This window comes from Bacillus sp. FSL K6-0042 (assembly GCF_038006685.1).
GTDB classification, from domain to species: domain Bacteria; phylum Bacillota; class Bacilli; order Bacillales; family Bacillaceae_G; genus Bacillus_A; species Bacillus_A pseudomycoides.
In genome coordinates this window covers 3,810,771-3,829,221 of record NZ_JBBOVS010000001.1, presented here as the reverse complement: position 1 = coordinate 3,829,221, position 18,451 = coordinate 3,810,771, and the positions used below count along the sequence as shown (strand labels likewise).

General features: G+C 38.6%; 16 protein-coding genes and 1 pseudogene. 7 read left to right on the top strand and 10 right to left on the bottom strand.

Annotated features, from left to right (window positions below; translation table 11 throughout):
• Position 1 precedes the first annotated feature (1 nt).
• Complete coding sequence (locus MHH45_RS19640) at positions 2-754, top strand: ABC transporter ATP-binding protein (protein ID WP_016116821.1); 753 nt, start codon at positions 2-4, stop codon at positions 752-754.
• Entirely contained in the window at positions 751-2,721 is a 1,971-nt protein-coding gene (locus tag MHH45_RS19635; RefSeq protein WP_016116822.1) for an FtsX-like permease family protein, read from the top strand. Before MHH45_RS19640 ends, MHH45_RS19635 begins: the two co-directional genes overlap by 4 nt.
• 49 nt (positions 2,722-2,770) lie before the next feature.
• Here MHH45_RS19635 and MHH45_RS28110 read toward each other — a convergent pair whose 3' ends face one another.
• Complete coding sequence (locus tag MHH45_RS28110) at positions 2,771-2,992, bottom strand: YjcZ family sporulation protein (RefSeq protein WP_016133328.1); 222 nt, start codon at positions 2,990-2,992, stop codon at positions 2,771-2,773.
• A 293-nt stretch (positions 2,993-3,285) separates the two neighbouring features.
• Here MHH45_RS28110 and MHH45_RS19625 point away from each other — a divergent pair.
• Positions 3,286-4,453 (top strand): annotated as a pseudogene (locus MHH45_RS19625) (IS3 family transposase).
• Positions 4,454-4,625: 172 nt separating this feature from the next.
• Here the strand turns inward: MHH45_RS19625 and MHH45_RS19620 are convergent.
• The 7 genes from MHH45_RS19620 to MHH45_RS19590 form a co-directional block, all read right to left on the bottom strand.
• The gene (locus MHH45_RS19620; protein ID WP_016116824.1) at positions 4,626-4,928 is read right to left on the bottom strand and encodes a hypothetical protein; all 303 of its coding nucleotides are present in this window, start codon (positions 4,926-4,928) and stop codon (positions 4,626-4,628) included.
• Positions 4,929-4,932: 4 nt separating this feature from the next.
• Entirely contained in the window at positions 4,933-6,039 is a 1,107-nt protein-coding gene (gene menC / locus MHH45_RS19615) for an o-succinylbenzoate synthase (protein WP_077295616.1), read from the bottom strand.
• Positions 6,040-7,485, bottom strand: a complete 1,446-nt coding sequence (locus MHH45_RS19610) for an o-succinylbenzoate--CoA ligase (protein ID WP_077295618.1) — start codon at positions 7,483-7,485, stop codon at positions 6,040-6,042.
• A 317-nt stretch (positions 7,486-7,802) separates the two neighbouring features.
• Positions 7,803-8,621, bottom strand: a complete 819-nt coding sequence (menB, locus tag MHH45_RS19605; RefSeq protein ID WP_003201443.1) for a 1,4-dihydroxy-2-naphthoyl-CoA synthase — start codon at positions 8,619-8,621, stop codon at positions 7,803-7,805.
• Between the two features lie 78 nt (positions 8,622-8,699).
• Entirely contained in the window at positions 8,700-9,512 is an 813-nt protein-coding gene (gene menH, locus MHH45_RS19600) for a 2-succinyl-6-hydroxy-2,4-cyclohexadiene-1-carboxylate synthase (protein ID WP_016116827.1), read from the bottom strand.
• On the bottom strand, positions 9,509-11,263 hold the full coding sequence (gene menD, locus MHH45_RS19595) for a 2-succinyl-5-enolpyruvyl-6-hydroxy-3-cyclohexene-1-carboxylic-acid synthase (protein WP_016116828.1): 1,755 nt from the start codon (positions 11,261-11,263) through the stop codon (positions 9,509-9,511). Before menD ends, menH begins: the two co-directional genes overlap by 4 nt.
• Positions 11,260-12,654 carry an isochorismate synthase gene (locus tag MHH45_RS19590; RefSeq protein WP_016116829.1) on the bottom strand — a complete coding sequence of 465 codons (1,395 nt, stop codon included), beginning with the start codon at positions 12,652-12,654 and terminating at the stop codon, positions 11,260-11,262. Before MHH45_RS19590 ends, menD begins: the two co-directional genes overlap by 4 nt.
• Before the next feature lie 191 nt (positions 12,655-12,845).
• Between MHH45_RS19590 and MHH45_RS19585 the strand changes: the two genes are divergently transcribed.
• Both MHH45_RS19585 and MHH45_RS19580 read left to right on the top strand, forming a co-directional pair.
• A complete protein-coding gene (locus MHH45_RS19585; protein ID WP_088094551.1) occupies positions 12,846-13,799 on the top strand; it encodes a 1,4-dihydroxy-2-naphthoate polyprenyltransferase in 954 nt (317 codons plus the stop codon).
• A 216-nt stretch (positions 13,800-14,015) separates the two neighbouring features.
• The gene (locus MHH45_RS19580; protein WP_016116831.1) at positions 14,016-14,747 is read left to right on the top strand and encodes a yteA family sporulation protein; all 732 of its coding nucleotides are present in this window, start codon (positions 14,016-14,018) and stop codon (positions 14,745-14,747) included.
• 43 nt (positions 14,748-14,790) lie between these two features.
• Here MHH45_RS19580 and cspD read toward each other — a convergent pair whose 3' ends face one another.
• Positions 14,791-14,991, bottom strand: coding sequence for a cold-shock protein CspD (gene cspD / locus MHH45_RS19575; protein WP_001193049.1), 201 nt, complete (start codon positions 14,989-14,991; stop codon positions 14,791-14,793).
• 591 nt (positions 14,992-15,582) lie between these two features.
• Between cspD and MHH45_RS19570 the strand changes: the two genes are divergently transcribed.
• The gene (locus MHH45_RS19570) at positions 15,583-16,365 is read left to right on the top strand and encodes a TIGR00266 family protein (protein WP_016116832.1); all 783 of its coding nucleotides are present in this window, start codon (positions 15,583-15,585) and stop codon (positions 16,363-16,365) included.
• A 37-nt stretch (positions 16,366-16,402) separates the two neighbouring features.
• On the opposite strand, the gene MHH45_RS19565 is transcribed toward MHH45_RS19570, so the two are convergent.
• On the bottom strand, positions 16,403-17,185 hold the full coding sequence (locus tag MHH45_RS19565; protein ID WP_016116833.1) for a MerR family transcriptional regulator: 783 nt from the start codon (positions 17,183-17,185) through the stop codon (positions 16,403-16,405).
• A gap of 195 nt (positions 17,186-17,380) precedes the next feature.
• On the opposite strand from MHH45_RS19565, the gene MHH45_RS19560 reads away from it, so the two are divergent.
• A complete protein-coding gene (locus tag MHH45_RS19560; protein WP_016116834.1) occupies positions 17,381-18,103 on the top strand; it encodes a lipase family protein in 723 nt (240 codons plus the stop codon).
• The last annotated feature ends 348 nt before the right edge of the window (positions 18,104-18,451 follow it).

Below are 18,451 nucleotides of genomic sequence, written 5' to 3'. Positions count from 1 at the left end.
TATGGAAGAAGTATTACACATTAAAAATGTCTCCAAAGTGTATGAGGGCAAAGTCCCTCATACTGCTTTAAAAAATATAAATTTACATGTAGATAAAGGTGAATTTGTCGCAATTATGGGTCCTTCAGGGAGCGGTAAATCTACTTTCTTAAATGTCATTTCAACAATTGATTCTCCTACTGCTGGTGAAGTGTTTATTAACGGAAAACAACCTCATACATTCCGCCGTGAAAAGCTAGCTGTTTTCCGCCGCCAAGAACTAGGGTTTGTTTTTCAAAACTTTAACTTATTAGATACGTTAACAATCGGTGAGAATATTGTATTACCATTAACGTTAGATAATGTTCCTCTTAAAGAAATGGATAAAAAACTGGATAATATTTCAAATAAACTTGGAATTGATCATATTTTAAATAAGCGGATTTTTGAAGTTTCTGGCGGACAAGCGCAGCGTACAGCTGTAGCTCGCGCTGTTATTCATCATCCATCGCTCTTGCTTGCTGATGAACCTACTGGAAACTTAGACTCAAAAGCTGCCATTGATGTAATGGAGTTATTTACAAAGTTAAATAAAGAAGAAAAAGCGACCATTTTAATGGTAACTCATGATCCATTTGCAGCTAGCTATTGCAACCGCGTTATTTTTATTAAAGATGGCGAGCTTTATAATGAATTACACCGCGGATTATATCGAGAAAAGTTCTATCAAGAAATATTAGATGTGTTGGCTTTATTAGGAGGAAGACGTGGATGACGTTTTGGCAATTTGCATTTAAAAATGTCATGCGTAATTCTAAAGCATATTTTGCTTATTTTGTAAGCAGTGCTTTTTCGATAATGGTTTTCTTCTCACTTACTGTATACTCGTACCATCCGCGTTTACAGAACTTACATGAACAAGGACCTTTGATGAATCTAATTGGAATGGCGCAATTTGTTATCGTCATGTTCTCGTTCTTTTTCTTGCTGTATTCGATTGGAACATTTTTAAATGTACGTAAAAAACAATTTGGTATTTTAACCGTTCTCGGTATTTCCAATAAACAATTAAAGCGACTTGTGTTTACGGAAAATATGATAATCGGACTATTAGCCATTTTTGCTGGTATTCAAGGTGGTCTTGTTTTTTCTAACCTTTTTCTATTGGTTACGTCCAAATTAACAGGTGCAACAGGGCTCTACTTATATTGGCCAACGAAAGCAATTATCGTCACAACTGTAACTTTCATCATTCTGTTTTTTATCGTTTCTACGTTTACACCTATGTTCGTTCGTACACGTAAAACGATTCGTCTCATTAAAAACGAGCAAAAGTTAGGAAAAGAAAAACGGCCTTCTATTCTCACTTCTTTATTTGCTTTAGCTTGTTTAGGACTATGCTATTATATCGCTGGATACCCGAAAGGATATTTCACCGAAAAAAACGTACAGGATGGCTCTGTAGTCTTCATTATTTTATCCATATTGCCACTTGTAATAATTGGAACGTATTTATTCTTTTCTCAAACGTTTCTTCTCTTTATATCTATTTTAAAAAAGAGAAGAAGATTTTACATGAAACAAATGAATATGTTATGGATTTCAGATTTAGTTGCACGTACGCGTGGTAATATTAATATGCTCTTTATTGTTACTATGTTATCTGCGCTTGCTTTCACAATTATTACACCGCTCTTTGCTATGAATAATTACACAAGGGCCTCTATTCTGGAACAATACCCTGTCCCATTCACCTATACATCTAATGAGGGGAATTCATTCGAACAAAAACATATTGCTACAATAGAACAAGAACTTACAAATCATCAATTTCAATATCAAAAATATAAATTTAGAGTTTTAAAAGATAAAGCTCTAGAACAAGACATTGTTATTATGAAAATGAGTGATTATAATACACTAGCTAAACTGTTGAAGCAACCAGAAGTTCAGTTAGATCCAGCCGATGCATATGTAATTTCTAGATATTCACCAACACTATTAAATTTAATAACCAATCCGTTCGCGAAGCAACAAACCATTACTTTAGAATCTAATAAAAAAGAATTTCACATTAAAGGATTTTTAAATCCAGGAGTAGAGCCGCAATACGCTCTTCCGCATACAATTGTGATGCAAGATTACGTAATTGACAACATGCTTCCGCATATTGAAACGATTACCATTTATAACTATCTTGTTGAAAATTGGGAAGACACTCTTATCCCTACCAAAAATATAATAAATAGTCTAGATAAAGATCGAAATGATTTATTGAAGAACAAAGAGCAAGAAGAACAACATACTGTTGTCCCATTCAGCCTTTTTACATCTAGTGACGAACTAGCATACAGCAAAAAAAGTAATGTTTCTAGTTTCTTTATTGGAACGTTTCTCGGCATTATCTTCTTTATTGGAGCCGCAAGTGTCTTATATTTCCGTATGTATAACGATTTAACAAGGGAAGAACAAAAGTATATTACCATTACAAAAATTGGATTAACAGAATCTGAAATGTTCCGTTCTGCAACAATTCAACTGGCTATTTTATTTTTCGTACCTTATGTGGTTGCTACTGTCCATACAATATTTGCAATTCAATTTTTACAAGCATTACTTGCCCTTTCTTTACTCAAAGAACTATTATTTGTACTCACTTTATTTGGGATTATTGAGATCATTTTCTTCTTTTTAATCCGCTCCCTTTACATGAATAAATTATCACAACGCCTTAAATTGTGAATAAAATAGCCTTGTGCGCGTGCACAAGGCTATTTCCAATAGTTTTTGTTTAGCAGTATCCGTAACCACCAAAGCCACCATAGCCGCCGCCAAAGCCACCGCCATAGCCGCAACCGCCACCGAAGCAGCTAGCACCGATGATAATCAATAAAATAAACAACACAATTAGAAGCGCAAAACCGCCACCGAAGCCGTGTCTTATGTGTCTATGGTGATGTTCATGTCTGTCATCGCATCTGTCATCGCATCTGTCATCGCATTTATCACTCATTACTCTATTCCTCCTTTAATATCATTCGTAACAACAAGGGGATCCTATCATGTTCTAAATGAGCGGATTCAATTTATATTATGTTTACATGTAGAATCGGGAGCTTGTTTCCCCAAAAACGGGCTTGTCTTGTGAAAGGATACAATTAAATCATCAATGAAAGGCTTAATGCCCACAAATCACAAAAAAACCTACGATAATGGAATTGAAGTGAACCCGAATAGTGGTACATGAAAAAAACATCTCCTGAATTCGCATACTAAGTATGCAAATTCAACGGAGGTGTTTTTCATTTGAAAGAAAGAGTACATTACCCAGAAGAAATAAAGTGGAAAGTGATTGAGATGAAAAAGGATGGTTATTCAAATCGTACCATTATGGAGACACTCGGAATTAAAAATGTTTCCCAAATTAAGACATGGATGAAATGGTATCGTACAGATCAAACGTATCGTTTTCAACAACCTGTAGGAAAACAATATTCTTATGGAAAAGGACCAAAAGAGCTAAGTGAATTGGAACAGCTACGATTAGAAAATAAACATTTAAAAACAAAATTACTTGTATGGGGAAAGTATCTGGAAATCGAAAGGAGCTGAAACCACATACCGTTATTACCCTATGGAATGAATTAAAAACAAAATTAACCGTACAAGAACTGTGTAAAGTATTAGAATTACCACGTTCCACATTTTATCGTTGGTTACAGATAACCGAACGCCCTAAAGACGAGATAGAAGAGAAAGTAAAGAAGGTCTGCCTTAGGCATAAATTACGGTATGGATATCGAAGAGTGACCGCCACTCTTCGAAAAACGGGGCTGTGTGTCAATCATAAAAAAGTATTACGGATCATGAAACAATATCATATACTCTCAAAAGTTCGTCGTAAGAAAAAGAAATATATCAATGGTGCTGAACCAGTCGTAGCTCCTCATCGATTGGAACGTCAATTCGAATCATCAGCCCCAAATGAAAAGTGGTTTACGGATGTGACTTACCTATGACTTACCTATTATTTGGAGAGCGTACATTGTATTTATCAACGATTATGGATGCCTTTAATCGTGAAATTATTAGTTATGTCATCAGTGAATCACAAACTTTAACATTAGCGATGAAGACATTAAAACAAGCAATGAGAGGGCGAAAAGTAAAAGATGTCATCCTTCACTCGGATCAAGGAAGTATTTATACTGCGAAGGAATTTCAAGCATATGCCAAAGAAAAAGGCATTATCACCAGCATGTCCCGGAGAGGAAATTGCCATGATAATGCCGTCATGGAAAGCTTCTTTGGTCATTTAAAAAGCGAAGCTTTCTACTCACAAAAGATAACAAAAGTATCCAACACAACTGTGCGAAAGATTGTGCTAGAATACATTCATTACTACAATTGTGTGCGAATTCAAGAAAAATTAAACCACCTATCCCCTAAAGAATATAGGGAACAGATGGTTTAGGTGTTTTGATATGTGTCCCGTTTTCGGGGTTCACTTCAAATCATCGTAGGCTCTTTATCCCGCTATTTGTGGGCAGTAACACTCCCACCTCATTCAGTGAGAGCAAAGAAGTTAAGCAGGAGATGAACTGCCCGTAAAAGCCCGATTGGTGAGGGCTGATTAAAGTTTCACTTTATATACGCTGTACAAACAGCTTTCCTTCTTGCAATATACACTTTTTTAATTGTAGATTAGAGAGCGAATTTAAATGTACCACATCAAATTTCACTCTTCCCTCCAGCTCTTCTATCAACTCAAAACATAACCACTGAAATTGTTTGTGCGAAGCATTCTTCGTTTCAATCGCAATGTGATGACTACATTGATCTGTTACTTCTTTCCTTACTTGAGGCCCAAAAATATATGCAACTTTTACAAATGACACCTTTAACAAATATGCCTGTATAACCCGCAATATATCTTCCCGCTGCCTCATACATTCACCTCTCACATATAATCCGTTTTCTCGTAATCTCTTCTAATCTTTCCCGGTTTACGCCATATCCAAACCCAGGCTCTTTTGGAACAATTACTTTCCCGCCTTGCAATGTTACTTCTGGTGAAATAATATCTCGCTCCCAGTGTCTACTTGAAGCTGAAATATCACCCGGAATCGTAAAGTTCGGGAGTGATGCTAACGCAATATTTTGCGCACGTGAAATCCCCATTTCAACCATACCGCCGCACCAAACAGGAATACCATGTTCCTTGCAATAATCATGAATTTGGATCGATTCTGTTAAACCACCAACTCGTCCCGGTTTAATATTTATAATGCGGCAGCTTCCAAGTGTAATCGCTACTCTTGCATCTTCTAAGCTATGAATACTCTCGTCCAAACAAATAGGTGTCTCTATTTGTTTTTGGAGCTTAGCGTGATCGAGAAAATCGTTATCCGCTAAAGGCTGTTCAATCATCATTAACTGAAATTCATCCAATCGTTTTAATCGCTCAATATCCCCTAACGTATACGCTGAATTTGCATCGACCATTAATGGAATCTTTGGAAAGACTCTTCGTATTTCCTTTATTAGCTCATAATCAAATTCCGGTTTGATTTTCACCTTAAAACGTTGATATCCTTCTTCTGCATACATTTCAATTCGTTTTAACATATTAGAAATCGTATCTAACCCAATCACAACACCGACTTCAATTTCTGGCTGTGTTCCTCCAAGTAAAGTCGCTAATGACCTGTTTTCGCGTTTCGCATACAAATCCCATACAGCGCCTTCTATTCCCGCTTTCGCCATACGGTTACGCTTTATATGCTGAAAGAGACTCGGAATTTCATTTGGATGTGTAATTTCAGCTTTCAATACATCTGGTATTAAAAAATTTTGAAGCATATGAAGTGCCGTTGTTACAGTTTCTTCTGTATACCATGGCTCTGAGAACGCAACAACTTCCCCAAACCCGATATATCCGTCCGCATCCTCAAGTTCAATGACAATACTTTCCCGCGTTTCATACGTTCCGTAGCTTGCTGCAAAAGGAATCACAAGAGGCATTTCTGTTACATAAAGCGTCGCCTTTTTAATTCTCATTTACATCTCCTCCAGCAGGTGCCTTAGTTCCCGTCTTAACAATTTTTTCGAAGCATTACGTGGTAATTCAAGTAAGAAATGCACTTCTCTCGGTACTTTATATCGCGCTAATTTTTCTTCACAAAATTTAATCAGTTCTTCTTCTGTTATATCGTCAGCCTTAACAATAAACGCAACAGGCACTTGTCCCCACTGTTCGTCTGCTTTCCCAACAACTCCTGCTTCCGCCACTTTAGGATTTGCAAGCAGTACTTCTTCAATTTGCGCTGGATAAATATTTTCTCCGCCTGAAACAATGAGATCACTACGACGATCTAATACATATAAAAATCCTTCTTCATCTAAATACCCAAGGTCTCCAGTATGAAGCCAACCGTCTATTATTGTTTCACGCGTTGCGTCTTCACGTTTAAAATAGCCATGTGTCACATTCGGTCCTTTTACAGCAATCTCTCCTTCAACATTCGGTGGCACTACTTCTCCATCCTTCTCAATTCGAAGCTGGCATGAGAAAAGCGGTTTTCCTGCTGAACCAACTTTCGTTAGCATGTAATCAGCTGAAAGTGTGCAAATTTGCGAGGATGTTTCTGTCATACCATATGTTTGGTACACAGGGATTCCTTTTGTTACACATGTTTCTAAAAGTGGCTTTGGTGCTGGTCCTCCGCCTAATAACATGCAACGTAAAGAGCTCGGATATGTTTCCTCTCCAAGTCTTTCTAATAAATCCATTAACATCTTAGAAACGACAGATATGATTGTTATCCCCCGCGTTTTTATTGCCTCATGAATGAAATCAGGATCATATTTCGGAACGAGTAAAATCCGCATACCGTACATAATATTTTTCATTAACAGAGATAATCCGCCTACATGAAACATTGGCATGCACGCTAACCAACAATCATCATCGCGAAGCCCTAAGTTAAGTGATGATCCAACGGCACTCGCCCAGTGATTACCGTATGTTAAGATAACCCCTTTCGGCTTTCCTGTTGTTCCTGACGTATAAATAATTGTCATCGATTCTTCTAAAGAAAACTCCTCTTGAACGACTGCAGTTTTCTTCGGTCCGTTCACTACCTCTTCAAATGCATATACTAGTACCTGTTCTGTTTCAAATTCTTGGTCCGTTACTAAGCAAACAACTTCAGCATCATCCATTTGCCAAAGTAGCTCTTCTCTTGAAAGACGTGTATTTAGAAGTACAGCTACTGCCCCAATATAAGATAAGGCGTGAATTACTGTAATCATCTGGGTACCATTTTTCATCAGAACAGCCACTTTTTGACCTTTTGCTATCTGTAAGTATGAAAGGTGTTCACAAACAGATCCTACTTTTTCATGCAGTTCTAAAAATGTAATCTTCTCCTCTTTTGTCTCAATCGCAGTGCGCTCTGGTGTTAAAAAAGCACGTTGCATTAACCAATTGGGCATTGTCTCCATTACACATTCTCCTTCCATTAAAGAAAGAGACTTGATGTACAATCAAGTCTCTTGTTTTTGTTCCCGCTTTTAATCTTATCCAGCTACAGCAGCTAGAATAGTCGATGGCTTCGCTGCTTCCTGCGAGGCAAACTACGCCTCTTCGTCAGAAGCTCCATCCCTCTCCTATTCTGAACGAGCTGCTTCCGCTTTTAATTTTATCCAGCTACAGCAGCTAGAATGTTCGGTGGCTTCTCTTCTTCCTGCAAGGCAAACTACGCCTCTTCGTCAGAAGCTCCATCCCTCTCACATTCTGAACGAGCCGCTTCCGCTTTTAATCACGGAAAACGAGGGAATTGTCCGAAGTCTGGACGACGTTTTTCTTTGAACGCGTCGCGGCCTTCTTTTGCTTCGTCAGTTGTGTAGTACAATAACGTTGCGTCTCCCGCTAGTTGCTGGATACCAGCTAAACCGTCTGTATCTGCATTGAATGCAGCTTTTAAGAAACGAAGTGCCATTGGGCTGTTTGCTAAGATTTCTTCTGCCCATTGGACTGTTTCTGCTTCTAGCTCTTCTAATGGTACAACTGTGTTTACTAAGCCCATATCAAGTGCTTCTTGTGCACTGTATTGACGGCATAGGTACCAAATTTCACGAGCTTTCTTATGACCTACCATACGAGCTAAATAACCAGCTCCATATCCGCCATCAAAGCTACCTACTTTAGGACCAGTTTGTCCGAATACAGCGTTGTCTGCTGCGATTGTTAAATCACATACGATATGAAGTACGTGTCCACCGCCAATTGCATAACCTGCTACCATTGCGATAACTGGTTTAGGGATTGCGCGAATTAAACGTTGTAAGTCTAATACGTTTAAGCGTGGGATTTGGTCTTCACCTACATATCCACCATGACCGCGAACTTTTTGGTCGCCGCCAGAACAGAATGCACGTCCACCTTCACCTGTTAAAATGATAACGCCAACATTTGCATCATCACGTGCTTGTGCAAATGCATCGATTAACTCCATTACCGTTTTAGGACGGAATGCATTATGTACTTCAGGACGGTTAATCGAAATCTTTGCGATACCATTGTATGTGGAATAAATAATATCTTCATAATTGCCTTCTTTTACCCATTCAATAGCCATTATTCTTACCTCCTTTTATTGTGCTAATGGTTGTCCACTAGCCTCTATAAGTTCTACTTTCCTCAAAAGAAAAAAGTGTCACTGTATGGTTTTGAGAAATCCCTCTACTATTGTACCAAACTTTTGCGGTTGTTCCACATGAATTGCATGACCAGCCCCATCAATTTTGACAAATTTCGCGTGAGGGATGCGTTTTTGTATATTTTGTAAGATGTGAAAGAACTTCTGATCGCTCTCTCCATTCATTAACAAGACAGGCATTTTGAGCTCTTCAAGCTGACTCCACCAAGAAGGCTGAGCTCCTGTTCCCATGCCCCGAAGGCTATTTGCGAGTCCTTTCGGGTTATTAGCAAGTCGCTCTTTCCTTACTTGTTCTTGCACACCTTGTGATAACTTTTTTTGCGTTGCAAACAGCGGGATATTTTCCCATCTATTTACGAAAGCTTCTATTCTCTCTAATTCAATTCGATCTGCAAGCTGTTCATCGCGCGCTCGGCGCTCTTTCCGGTCCGATTCCATCTCAAGTCCAGCTGTGCAGTTCTCTAATAAAAGAGATTTCACGCGGTTTGGATATAAGCATGCCATCGTAATCGCCAGTCTTCCGCCCATTGAATAGCCGAGTATATGTGCTTTTTCAATATTCAAATGATCGAGTAGTGTCGTCATTTGAAGTGCTACATTTTGAATATCATAATGCGTAAGTTCCTCAGGACTTTCCGTTTTTCCATGTCCCACAAGATCAACTGTGATGACTTGGAACTGTTTACTCCATGCAGGAATAAACGAATGCCACGTTTCCATGCTCCCCGTAAAACCATGAAGAAGTAGAAGTGGCTCTCCACTACCGACCACTTCATATTCATACGTTATACCTTGCAGCACTACTTTCATTCCGATTCACCTTGCAAAATTTCCGTAGCAATCTTCGATGTACTTGCCCATAAATCACGGTGCAATTGTAAATTCTCTTCTCGGTTTGTACAAATTTCCACAACGTGTAACTCTTTTTCCATTGTCCCTTTTTTTACTTCATGACGAAATGCATCCCAGTCATTTACACGCGAGAATGAACCACCGTACATTTTAACAACATGTTCATAATCAAGCCCAAGCGGCGTTCCGAATAATGATTCAAAATGTTCTTTTGACTTGTATTGTGGTAGGAATGAGAAGATGCCACCACCATCATTATTAACAACGACAATTGTTACGTTTAAATCATGTAATTTTGCTGCTAAGAGTCCATTTAGGTCATGATAAAATGATAAATCACCAATGACTAATACGAGCGGTTCACAAACAGTGCTCGCTCCTAAGGATGTTGAAATAATCCCATCAATCCCATTCACACCACGGTTTGCCATGACATGAATTTTTTTATCTATGTTAAAGAAAAATGTATCTGTGTCACGAATTGGCATGCTATTGCTGACAAATAACGTCGCTTCCTCTTGTAACACATGCACAATGTCTGTAATCACTTTTCCTTCAAACGCTGTTTCATATGTTTCGATTTCACGAAGCTTTTTCTTCGTCGCATCGTTTATATGTTTCCACATCTCGCACCAATCATTCTGTTCTCGCTTTTGCATATTATCTATCATTGCTTTACAAAACGAGACGTCGCTTGCACATACCACTTCCGTTGCTACAAGAGCTGGATCTCTCCATTTTCCTGATTCATCTACAACAATATGGACAGCAGCCGTTTGTTTCTTTATATATTGCGTTAATGCCTTAGATACTGGCATACCACCGAAACGAATAATGACATCTGGCTTCCATGTATCCTTCAACCATTCATTTCGTAAAAATGTATCATAGCAATCGATTACCAATGATTTATCATGATTACCGCTCCGAAGACCTGAAAGCGGATCTGCCAAAATTGGATATCCAGTTTTCTCAGCAAACTGCGTGATAACTTCAGCAATCTCTGGATGACTATCGTCTCCACAAATAATAAGCCCCTTTTCCATACTCGAAAGGCGCTCTGTAAGAGAACTTACATATTCACTCGTCATCGCCATATTCCCTTGATGAACTGCCCCTGTATATTCACCTCGTCCTTTTTCCCATAATTCCTCTAAAGAAAAGTCAGGGATCAACGGCTCCCGAAGTGGAAAATTAATATGGACAGGTCCCCTTGGTGCAAGAGATGCAATTGCAACAGCACGTCCGGCTGTCATACGAGCATAATGATACATCGGCTCTCTAGCTTCTGGCAGTGCCATCTCCATAAACTGTTTCACAAAGGAGCCATATAGGTTCAGCTGATTCATTGCCTGCGGGGCACCAACATCTCTTAGTTCATGTGGTCTATCTGCTGTTAAGACAAGCAATGGCACACGCGAATGAAAGGCTTCACAAATTGCTGGATAATAGTTCGCTGCCGCTGTTCCTGATGTACATAAAATCGCTACAGGACGCTTCTTCGCCTTCGCAATACCGAGCGCGAAAAAAGCAGCTGATCGTTCATCTACATGCAAATATGTTTTTATCTGTTCATGTTGCTCCATTAGCAAGGCTAGCGGCGTTGACCGCGAACCTGGACTAATGACAACATCATATACATTTAGACGCGCCAGTTCGTCCACAAACGCGCCTAAATAATATGATAATGCTTCTATATGATTATTCATTTCATTAATTCCTCCAAAGCACCAAGCATCGGTCTAAACTTCAAACTTGTTTCTTCATATTCAAGCTGTGGTACTGAATCAATCACAATACCGCAGCCGGCAAATAAGGATGCCTTGTCACCATTTAATAGCCCGCAGCGCAGGGCTACCGCAAATTCGCCGTTCCCTTTGTCATCTATCCAGCCGATTGGTGCTCCGTACAATCCACGGTCTAATAACTCTACATCACGGATGAGCTTCATCGCCGCGTGGCGTGGCGTACCACCAAGTGCTGGCGTTGGATGCAGTTCTTCCACCATTGAAAGAAGTGATGCTTCACCTTTCGCTTCAACCGGTGTATATAAATGTAGTAAATTTTTTGTTGTTAATAAACCTGGACGCTGCGGAATAGTAACGGATTCACAATGCTCTGTTAATACGCCACGAATCATATTTACTACATAACCATGCTCTGCTAAATTCTTTTCATCATGAAGAAGTGCATTACCATTTTGCTTACTTTCTTCTATAGAATTACCATGACCAATCGAACCAGCAAGGCACATCGATGTAAATTTCCCGCCTTCTTTTCGAATTAATCTCTCAGGCGTTGCTCCTAAAAAGCATGCTCCTTTATAATCGAAGGAAAACACGTAACAATCCGGTTGCCCAATACGGAGCGCTTCTAAAACACGAGCAGAATCAATATTCTGATCCATCGTTAGTTTTAATTCTCTTGCCAATACAACCTTTTGTACAATTCCTTTTTTCATTTCATCCTGCACTTTTACAATTGCATCCATCCAGCTCTTCGGATCAACTTCTACTTTAGAAGTTACTGTTAATTTCGCTTCTGTAAGCGGGCATTTGCATTCTTCTAAAATTCTTTTTTCCAAAGAAACAATTTCTTCACACACTTCCTGTGCAGAGTCTTCAGCTGAAATAAATGTATTCATTGTTAACCATGCTTTTTCATTTTTTACCGTTAAAAGAAAAGCCGGTAACGATAATGTTGTATCTTTAAATTCTTCCCAAAGATCCGTTTGTTCTTTTTCTGGATCAAATGAAAAGCTACCAAATAAAAGTGGACCCGTTCCAAATTCATACTCTTCTCTGTGAACAATTGCTTTCTCTTGCACTTCACTCCACTTTTCGCGGGCATTTTGAAAGCGTTTGTCAGAAGAATTTGCTATAGTGAAAACAGAGCCAATTCCAGCAAATATGACATGCTGAGATGGGTCTGCAAAATAACATCTATTTTCGTATGCAATCCTTTTTCCTGCTGCATAAAAAAGAAGCGGATCCATCCAATCTATTTGTTTTACAAAACTGACCAATGTTTTTTCATTCGTCGCATGTTTAATAGCTGCCAAAATCACTTCTTGTAAATCTTTTTGTTTCGTCTGAATCACAAAGTCTCCCCCCTATGGGCGAAAAATAGTCATAAATACGCTTGATTTTAAGATACACCTCAAACGAAAGCCCTGTCAACGTTTAGCATTTCTGAGAAATTCCCCTTCTCTTCCTAGAAAATAAACGTTGACACTAAATGCTGCTTTTCCTACACTTAATTGTGTATATTATGTGACAAGGAGGATTCAACATGGAAATGAAAGTCGAAACGAATTCCTCTCCTATGTCGCCAAAGCCAAGTAAACAAACAGGCTGGCGCATTTGGTGGAGTTTATTACGTCCTCATACATTAACAGCCGCTTTTGTTCCTGTTTTTATTGGAACAGCTTATGCAATGCAAGTAGGGGGTATCAATCAAATACATCTCCCTCTTTTCTTTATCATGCTTCTTGCTTGTCTTCTCATTCAAGCAGCAACAAACATGTTTAATGAATACTTTGATTATAAAAGAGGATTAGATCACGAAGGTTCAGTTGGTATCGGTGGTGCCATTGTCCGCGACGGTATTCAACCAAAAACAGTCCTTAATTTAGCATTTGGATTTTTCGGTATCGCAATGCTATTAGGCGTTTATATTTGTATGAACTCTAGCTGGTGGCTTGCTGCAATCGGTCTTGTTTGTATGGCTGTTGCTTACCTTTATACAGGCGGCCCACTTCCGATTGCCTATACGCCTTTTGGAGAATTAACAGCAGGATTATTTATGGGTGTTATTATTATTGGTATTTCATTTTTCATTCAGACAGGAACTGTAACATCAGAAATTATTTTAGTATCTATTCCAAATGCGATTTTAATTGGAGCGATTTTACTTTCCAACAACATTCGTGATTTAGATGGAGATAAAGAAAATGGCCGTAATACATTAGCGATTATTGTTGGACGTGAGAACGCAATTGGTGTCCTTGCTTCCATGTTTATTGTTTCCTACATTTGGACAATTTCCCTGATCATTGTCGGAATCGTGTCCCCATGGATGCTGATTGTTTTCCTAAGTGCCCCGAAAGCATTTAAAGCGACAAAAGGATTTATCGGCAAAAGGATTCCAATGGAAATGGCACCTGCGATGATCGCGACGGCAAAAACAAATACAATCTTTGGTTTCTTAATGGGAATCGGACTATTACTTGGTTATTTCCTATAAAAGAGGAGCTGCTAGAGCAGCTCCTTTTTCCATTTTCAAAATATATCGGCGATTTTTTAAATATATCGACCGTTTCTCCTCATATATCGGCACTTCGACACAACATATCGATCGCTCGACATTTTACAGCACGATCGACTCACTCAAATACCGGGATATTTCCCGCAATCAAGCTCATACTACATAAAGAAACCGAATTGTAGGAAGGTGGATACTATGTTAACTCCACAACAAATCAATCATTTTAAATCCATTTTAGAAAAGCAACTGCACGAAATTGAACAAACGCTGCAAAGTCATGAAGGCGAAGACCGCGCCTCTGAACGGGAATCTGTTGGAGAATTATCCGCTTATGACAATCATCCCGGCGATATGGCTACCGAATTATATGAACGCGAGAAAGACTTCGGGCTTATTGAATTTTGGCATAAGCAACTGCAAGATACGAAGCATGCCTTGCAAAAAATCGAAGCTGGCACATATGGGGTTTGCGAAGTTTCTGGTGAAGAAATTCCACTAGAAAGATTAGAAGCGATGCCAACTGCTACGACCTGTATAGAACATACAACGAATAAATTAAACTTAAGCGCACGTCCCGTTGAAGAAGAATTAGTAGAGCCACCGTTTGGCAAATACGATATGGACAGTGCCGTAGGATACGATGCAGAGGATGCTTGGCAAGATGTTGCTTTATACGGAACATCAGAAACACCATCTGATTTAGAACGCCGCGACTCGAAAAACTTTGATGAGATGTATGTAGATGCTGAAGAACCACGCGGTTACGTAGAAGACTTTGAAAACTTCATCGGAACAGATATGTATGGAAAGAACCCACAGGTGTATGCAACAGAAGAGCATGAAGAATATGAACAGATGCTGGATGATTTTGAAGAAAAAACTTATAAAGGTGAGTTATCTCCGAATGAGTCTAGTTCAAAAGAATAAAAAAGCATTCCGAAATTCGGAATGCTTTTTTCTCGCTAGCTAATTAGTTTTTTGTAACGTTAGCAGCTTGTGGTCCACGGTTACCTTCAACGATTTCGAAAGAAACTTCTTGACCTTCTTCTAAAGTTTTGAAGCCGTCGCCTTGGATAGCTGAGAAATGTACGAATACATCGTCTCCACCTTCAACTTCGATGAAACCAAAACCTTTTTCGCCGTTAAACCATTTAACTTTACCTGTTTGCATGTCATGTACCTCCTAAATAAAAATGAAACTATGAATCCACATGAAAAGGTGGATATAAAGGACATGAATGTATCTCAGACCTGATGCCTTGAATTAAACACGCTTTATTTCCGTACCACATTATGTAGCTCAATAGTGATTTCACTATATCACGCTCTATCAAAAAGGTCAAATGAGAACACTTTCATTTCAGCATTTTTCTCATATTTTTTTAAAAGGTTCACAAAATATGTAAACTATATATAAAGTGAAACTTTAATCAGTGGGGGTTTTCTTCATCCCCCACTGATTATGAGTTGAACGAATCGGGCTTTTACGGACAGTTCATCTCCCGCCTAACTTCTTTGCTTTCGCTGAATTTTGAGGTGGGAGTGTTACTGTCCGTTAATGCGGGATAAATTAAAAAACTGATATAAAACCTTTCTTTTTAGAGGGGCAAGCGCGAGCAGGTCACCTGTTGTTTTTCGTAGCAGTGACTTATATGTTGAACAATCAAAACAGATTTTTCTTTAAAAATTAACAAAACGATAGTTTTCTAATCTCATTAATTTCTGTACAATATTAGTATCCACTACATATGAGGTGAAAATAATGAAGGCACATGAAATTGAGTATAAATTATATGGCGATGATATGCAGTTTGTTGAAATTGAATTAGATCCAGAAGAAAGCGTAATTGCAGAAGCTGGAGCAATGATGATGATGGAAGACCATATTGAAATGGAAACAATCTTCGGTGACGGTGCCGGAAAGTCTAGCGGCCTATTTGGTAAATTAATGGGTGCCGGAAAACGACTCGTTACAGGTGAGAGTATGTTTATGACCGTATTTACAAATACAGGTCATGGCAAACGTCACGTATCATTTGCTGCACCTTACCCTGGAAAAATCGTTCCAGTTGATTTAACAGAATATCAAGGCAAAGTAGTTTGTCAAAAAGATGCATTCCTTTGCGCCGCAAAAGGTGTTTCTATCGGAATTGAATTCACGAAAAAAATTGGTAGCGGCTTCTTCGGCGGTGAAGGCTTCATTATGCAGAAGCTTGAAGGTGATGGCCTTGCTTTCATGCACGCAGGTGGCACAGTATACAAACGTGAGCTTAAGCCCGGTGAAAGACTCCGCATTGATACAGGGTGTCTTGTTGCAATGACAAGAGATGTTGACTACGACATTCAATTCGTAGGCAACGTAAAAACTGCGTTATTTGGCGGAGAAGGTTTATTCTTCGCTACATTAGAAGGACCAGGAACAGTTTGGCTTCAATCCTTAACATTAAGCCGTTTAGCAGCGCGTCTTACAAGTCCTGCAGCTCAAAGCAGCGGGGAAGGTAGCGTTTTAGGTGGACTTGGTCGCCTCCTTGATGGAAAAGAGTAAAATCTAAATCGCTACGTCATAAGACGTAGCGATTTTTTCACTTATCCTTTTCTCCTGTAGGACTGTACATACCATTTTGAATCATATAATACTCCATCGCCCCATTTAACCACTCCTCTTCTTCCTTTGTATATGGTGATGGAATCATATTCCCATACTGATCTTCCATATTTTCTAATCCACTTAAAGAATTTACCGCTTCTTCTCCAACATATGTAAGAGTTGCCTTCATATGTTGATCGACAAGCTTTTGTACTTCTGGATCATGGACTGGTTTTCCAAATAATCTCTTTACCTCCTTCGACAACTGAATAAATTCTTTATCCAATGCCACCATCTCTTCTTCAGATTTATCGTATAATCGATCAACGACTTCCTTATCCATATATTCCTCAAGCCATAGGCGTTGTTCACTTTCTTTTTGTATATTACAAATTAAACTCATTAAAATGTCACTATCTACTTGCCCTTCATCTTCTAATAAAGTAATTGTTCGATTAATTGCTTTCAAAGAAATTTCGATATGCTCCTTTTTCTCTTCAAAAGCTTGTTTCTGACTTTGTAATGTTTCTTTTAAACTTACATTAAGGCTAGACATATTTATCATTGCAGATATTTCGTCTAGACTATATCCTAAAAATTTTAGACTTACTATTTTTTGCAACGTTAAGATGTCTTGCTTTTTATATATTCGACGTCCGGAACTAGGATGTTTTTCGGGTTTAAGTAATCCAATTTCATCGTAATAATGTAGCGTCCGTATTGATATGCCTGTTCTTTTCGAAAACTCTCCAATTAAATAGTTTTCACTTTTACTCATCTTAAATCCCCCCTACATTCTTTTTACCGATGTGGTTACTCAAATCATACTACCTCACGTAACTGGAGGTTCAAGTATTAATTTGTAAAAAACATTCATTTTTCATTGCACTTTGTTTTCAAGCCACTCAAAGAATGATTCCCCATTCCCACTCATATATTGAACTATTACTTCTTCTTTAGGAGGGCTTCTCTGATGCGTGCTCCTTTATCCTTTGATAAAGATACTGCCATATTGCTAGCTTCTTGTTGCGAGTTAACATATGATCAATATAAACAAAATGGGATTTTTCAAATACCTGAAGGATTTCAATATGTACAAGGTTTTCAGGCTAAGGTTATGCAAACAACAGAGTGGTTTGGATTCATATTAGAATCTGAAGATACAGTCATCGTAGCGTTTCGAGGGACCCAATCCGATCCAGAGTGGGTCATTGATTCACTTGTGAACCAAAAACTTTATCCATACGCCTTAAATAGCGGAAACGTCCATAACGGCTTTCTCTCTGTTTATGAATCATGCCGTGATACGATTATGGATATGCTCGTATCTTTACCATCAGATAAAAAACTACTCGCCACAGGGCATAGCCTAGGCGGAGCACTTGCCACACTACACATATTAGATGCACGCGTTAATACTGCGTTTGCACAATACGGTCTCTATAACTTCGCCTCTCCAAAGGTTGGAGATATCACCTTTCGAAACTACTACAAAATGCAAGTAGCAAGCAGCTTTCGCTTCGTTAATTTATTCGATGTGGTCCCGCTTCTTCCACCGCGCAAAGTGCATTTTCATGACCAAGACTGGGAGTATACACATGTTCATCACAACTTGACATTTACGAAAAATACAAAATCCATCACCAACAACCACGCCATGTCAACATACAAAACATGTCTGACTTCTCATTTTTGATACAGAAACATTTGGAAAAAATATACTATTATATTATAATAATCTATGTAATTACTTTTGGATGAGAGGACCTTACATGCTAAAATATTTCTTTGCAATTTTTCTCGTTATAATTTTTACGGTCACAGGTTTCTGTACATTCTCATACTTTGCTACAGAGGAATACGGTGGGACTGGTGTTTTGTATTCAGTAAATCCTTATATCTCAGTAGCAAACTAAGTAAAAATAGCTTGGAAAATTCCCAAGCTATTTTTACTTTACGAATTCCATTCAAATAAATAAAAGCCCCTCAAAATCTTCACAAGGGACTCTGTCTTATTCCTATATATCCATTTTGATTTTCCAAC

Excerpts from the sequence above, each read along its gene's own strand:
- MHH45_RS19640 (WP_016116821.1), top strand. The coding sequence starts at position 2 with ATGGAAGAAGTATTACACATTAAAAATGTCTCCAAAGTGTATGAGGGC.
- MHH45_RS19635 (WP_016116822.1), top strand. The coding sequence starts at position 751 with ATGACGTTTTGGCAATTTGCATTTAAAAATGTCATGCGTAATTCTAAA.
- MHH45_RS28110 (WP_016133328.1), bottom strand. The coding sequence starts at position 2,992 with ATGAGTGATAAATGCGATGACAGATGCGATGACAGATGCGATGACAGA.
- MHH45_RS19620 (WP_016116824.1), bottom strand. The coding sequence starts at position 4,928 with ATGAGGCAGCGGGAAGATATATTGCGGGTTATACAGGCATATTTGTTA.
- menC (WP_077295616.1), bottom strand. The coding sequence starts at position 6,039 with ATGAGAATTAAAAAGGCGACGCTTTATGTAACAGAAATGCCTCTTGTG.
- MHH45_RS19610 (WP_077295618.1), bottom strand. The coding sequence starts at position 7,485 with ATGGAGACAATGCCCAATTGGTTAATGCAACGTGCTTTTTTAACACCA.
- menB (WP_003201443.1), bottom strand. The coding sequence starts at position 8,621 with ATGGCTATTGAATGGGTAAAAGAAGGCAATTATGAAGATATTATTTAT.
- menH (WP_016116827.1), bottom strand. The coding sequence starts at position 9,512 with ATGAAAGTAGTGCTGCAAGGTATAACGTATGAATATGAAGTGGTCGGT.
- menD (WP_016116828.1), bottom strand. The coding sequence starts at position 11,263 with ATGAATAATCATATAGAAGCATTATCATATTATTTAGGCGCGTTTGTG.
- MHH45_RS19585 (WP_088094551.1), top strand. The coding sequence starts at position 12,846 with ATGGAAATGAAAGTCGAAACGAATTCCTCTCCTATGTCGCCAAAGCCA.
- MHH45_RS19580 (WP_016116831.1), top strand. The coding sequence starts at position 14,016 with ATGTTAACTCCACAACAAATCAATCATTTTAAATCCATTTTAGAAAAG.
- cspD (WP_001193049.1), bottom strand. The coding sequence starts at position 14,991 with ATGCAAACAGGTAAAGTTAAATGGTTTAACGGCGAAAAAGGTTTTGGT.
- MHH45_RS19570 (WP_016116832.1), top strand. The coding sequence starts at position 15,583 with ATGAAGGCACATGAAATTGAGTATAAATTATATGGCGATGATATGCAG.
- MHH45_RS19565 (WP_016116833.1), bottom strand. The coding sequence starts at position 17,185 with ATGAGTAAAAGTGAAAACTATTTAATTGGAGAGTTTTCGAAAAGAACA.
- MHH45_RS19560 (WP_016116834.1), top strand. The coding sequence starts at position 17,381 with ATGCGTGCTCCTTTATCCTTTGATAAAGATACTGCCATATTGCTAGCT.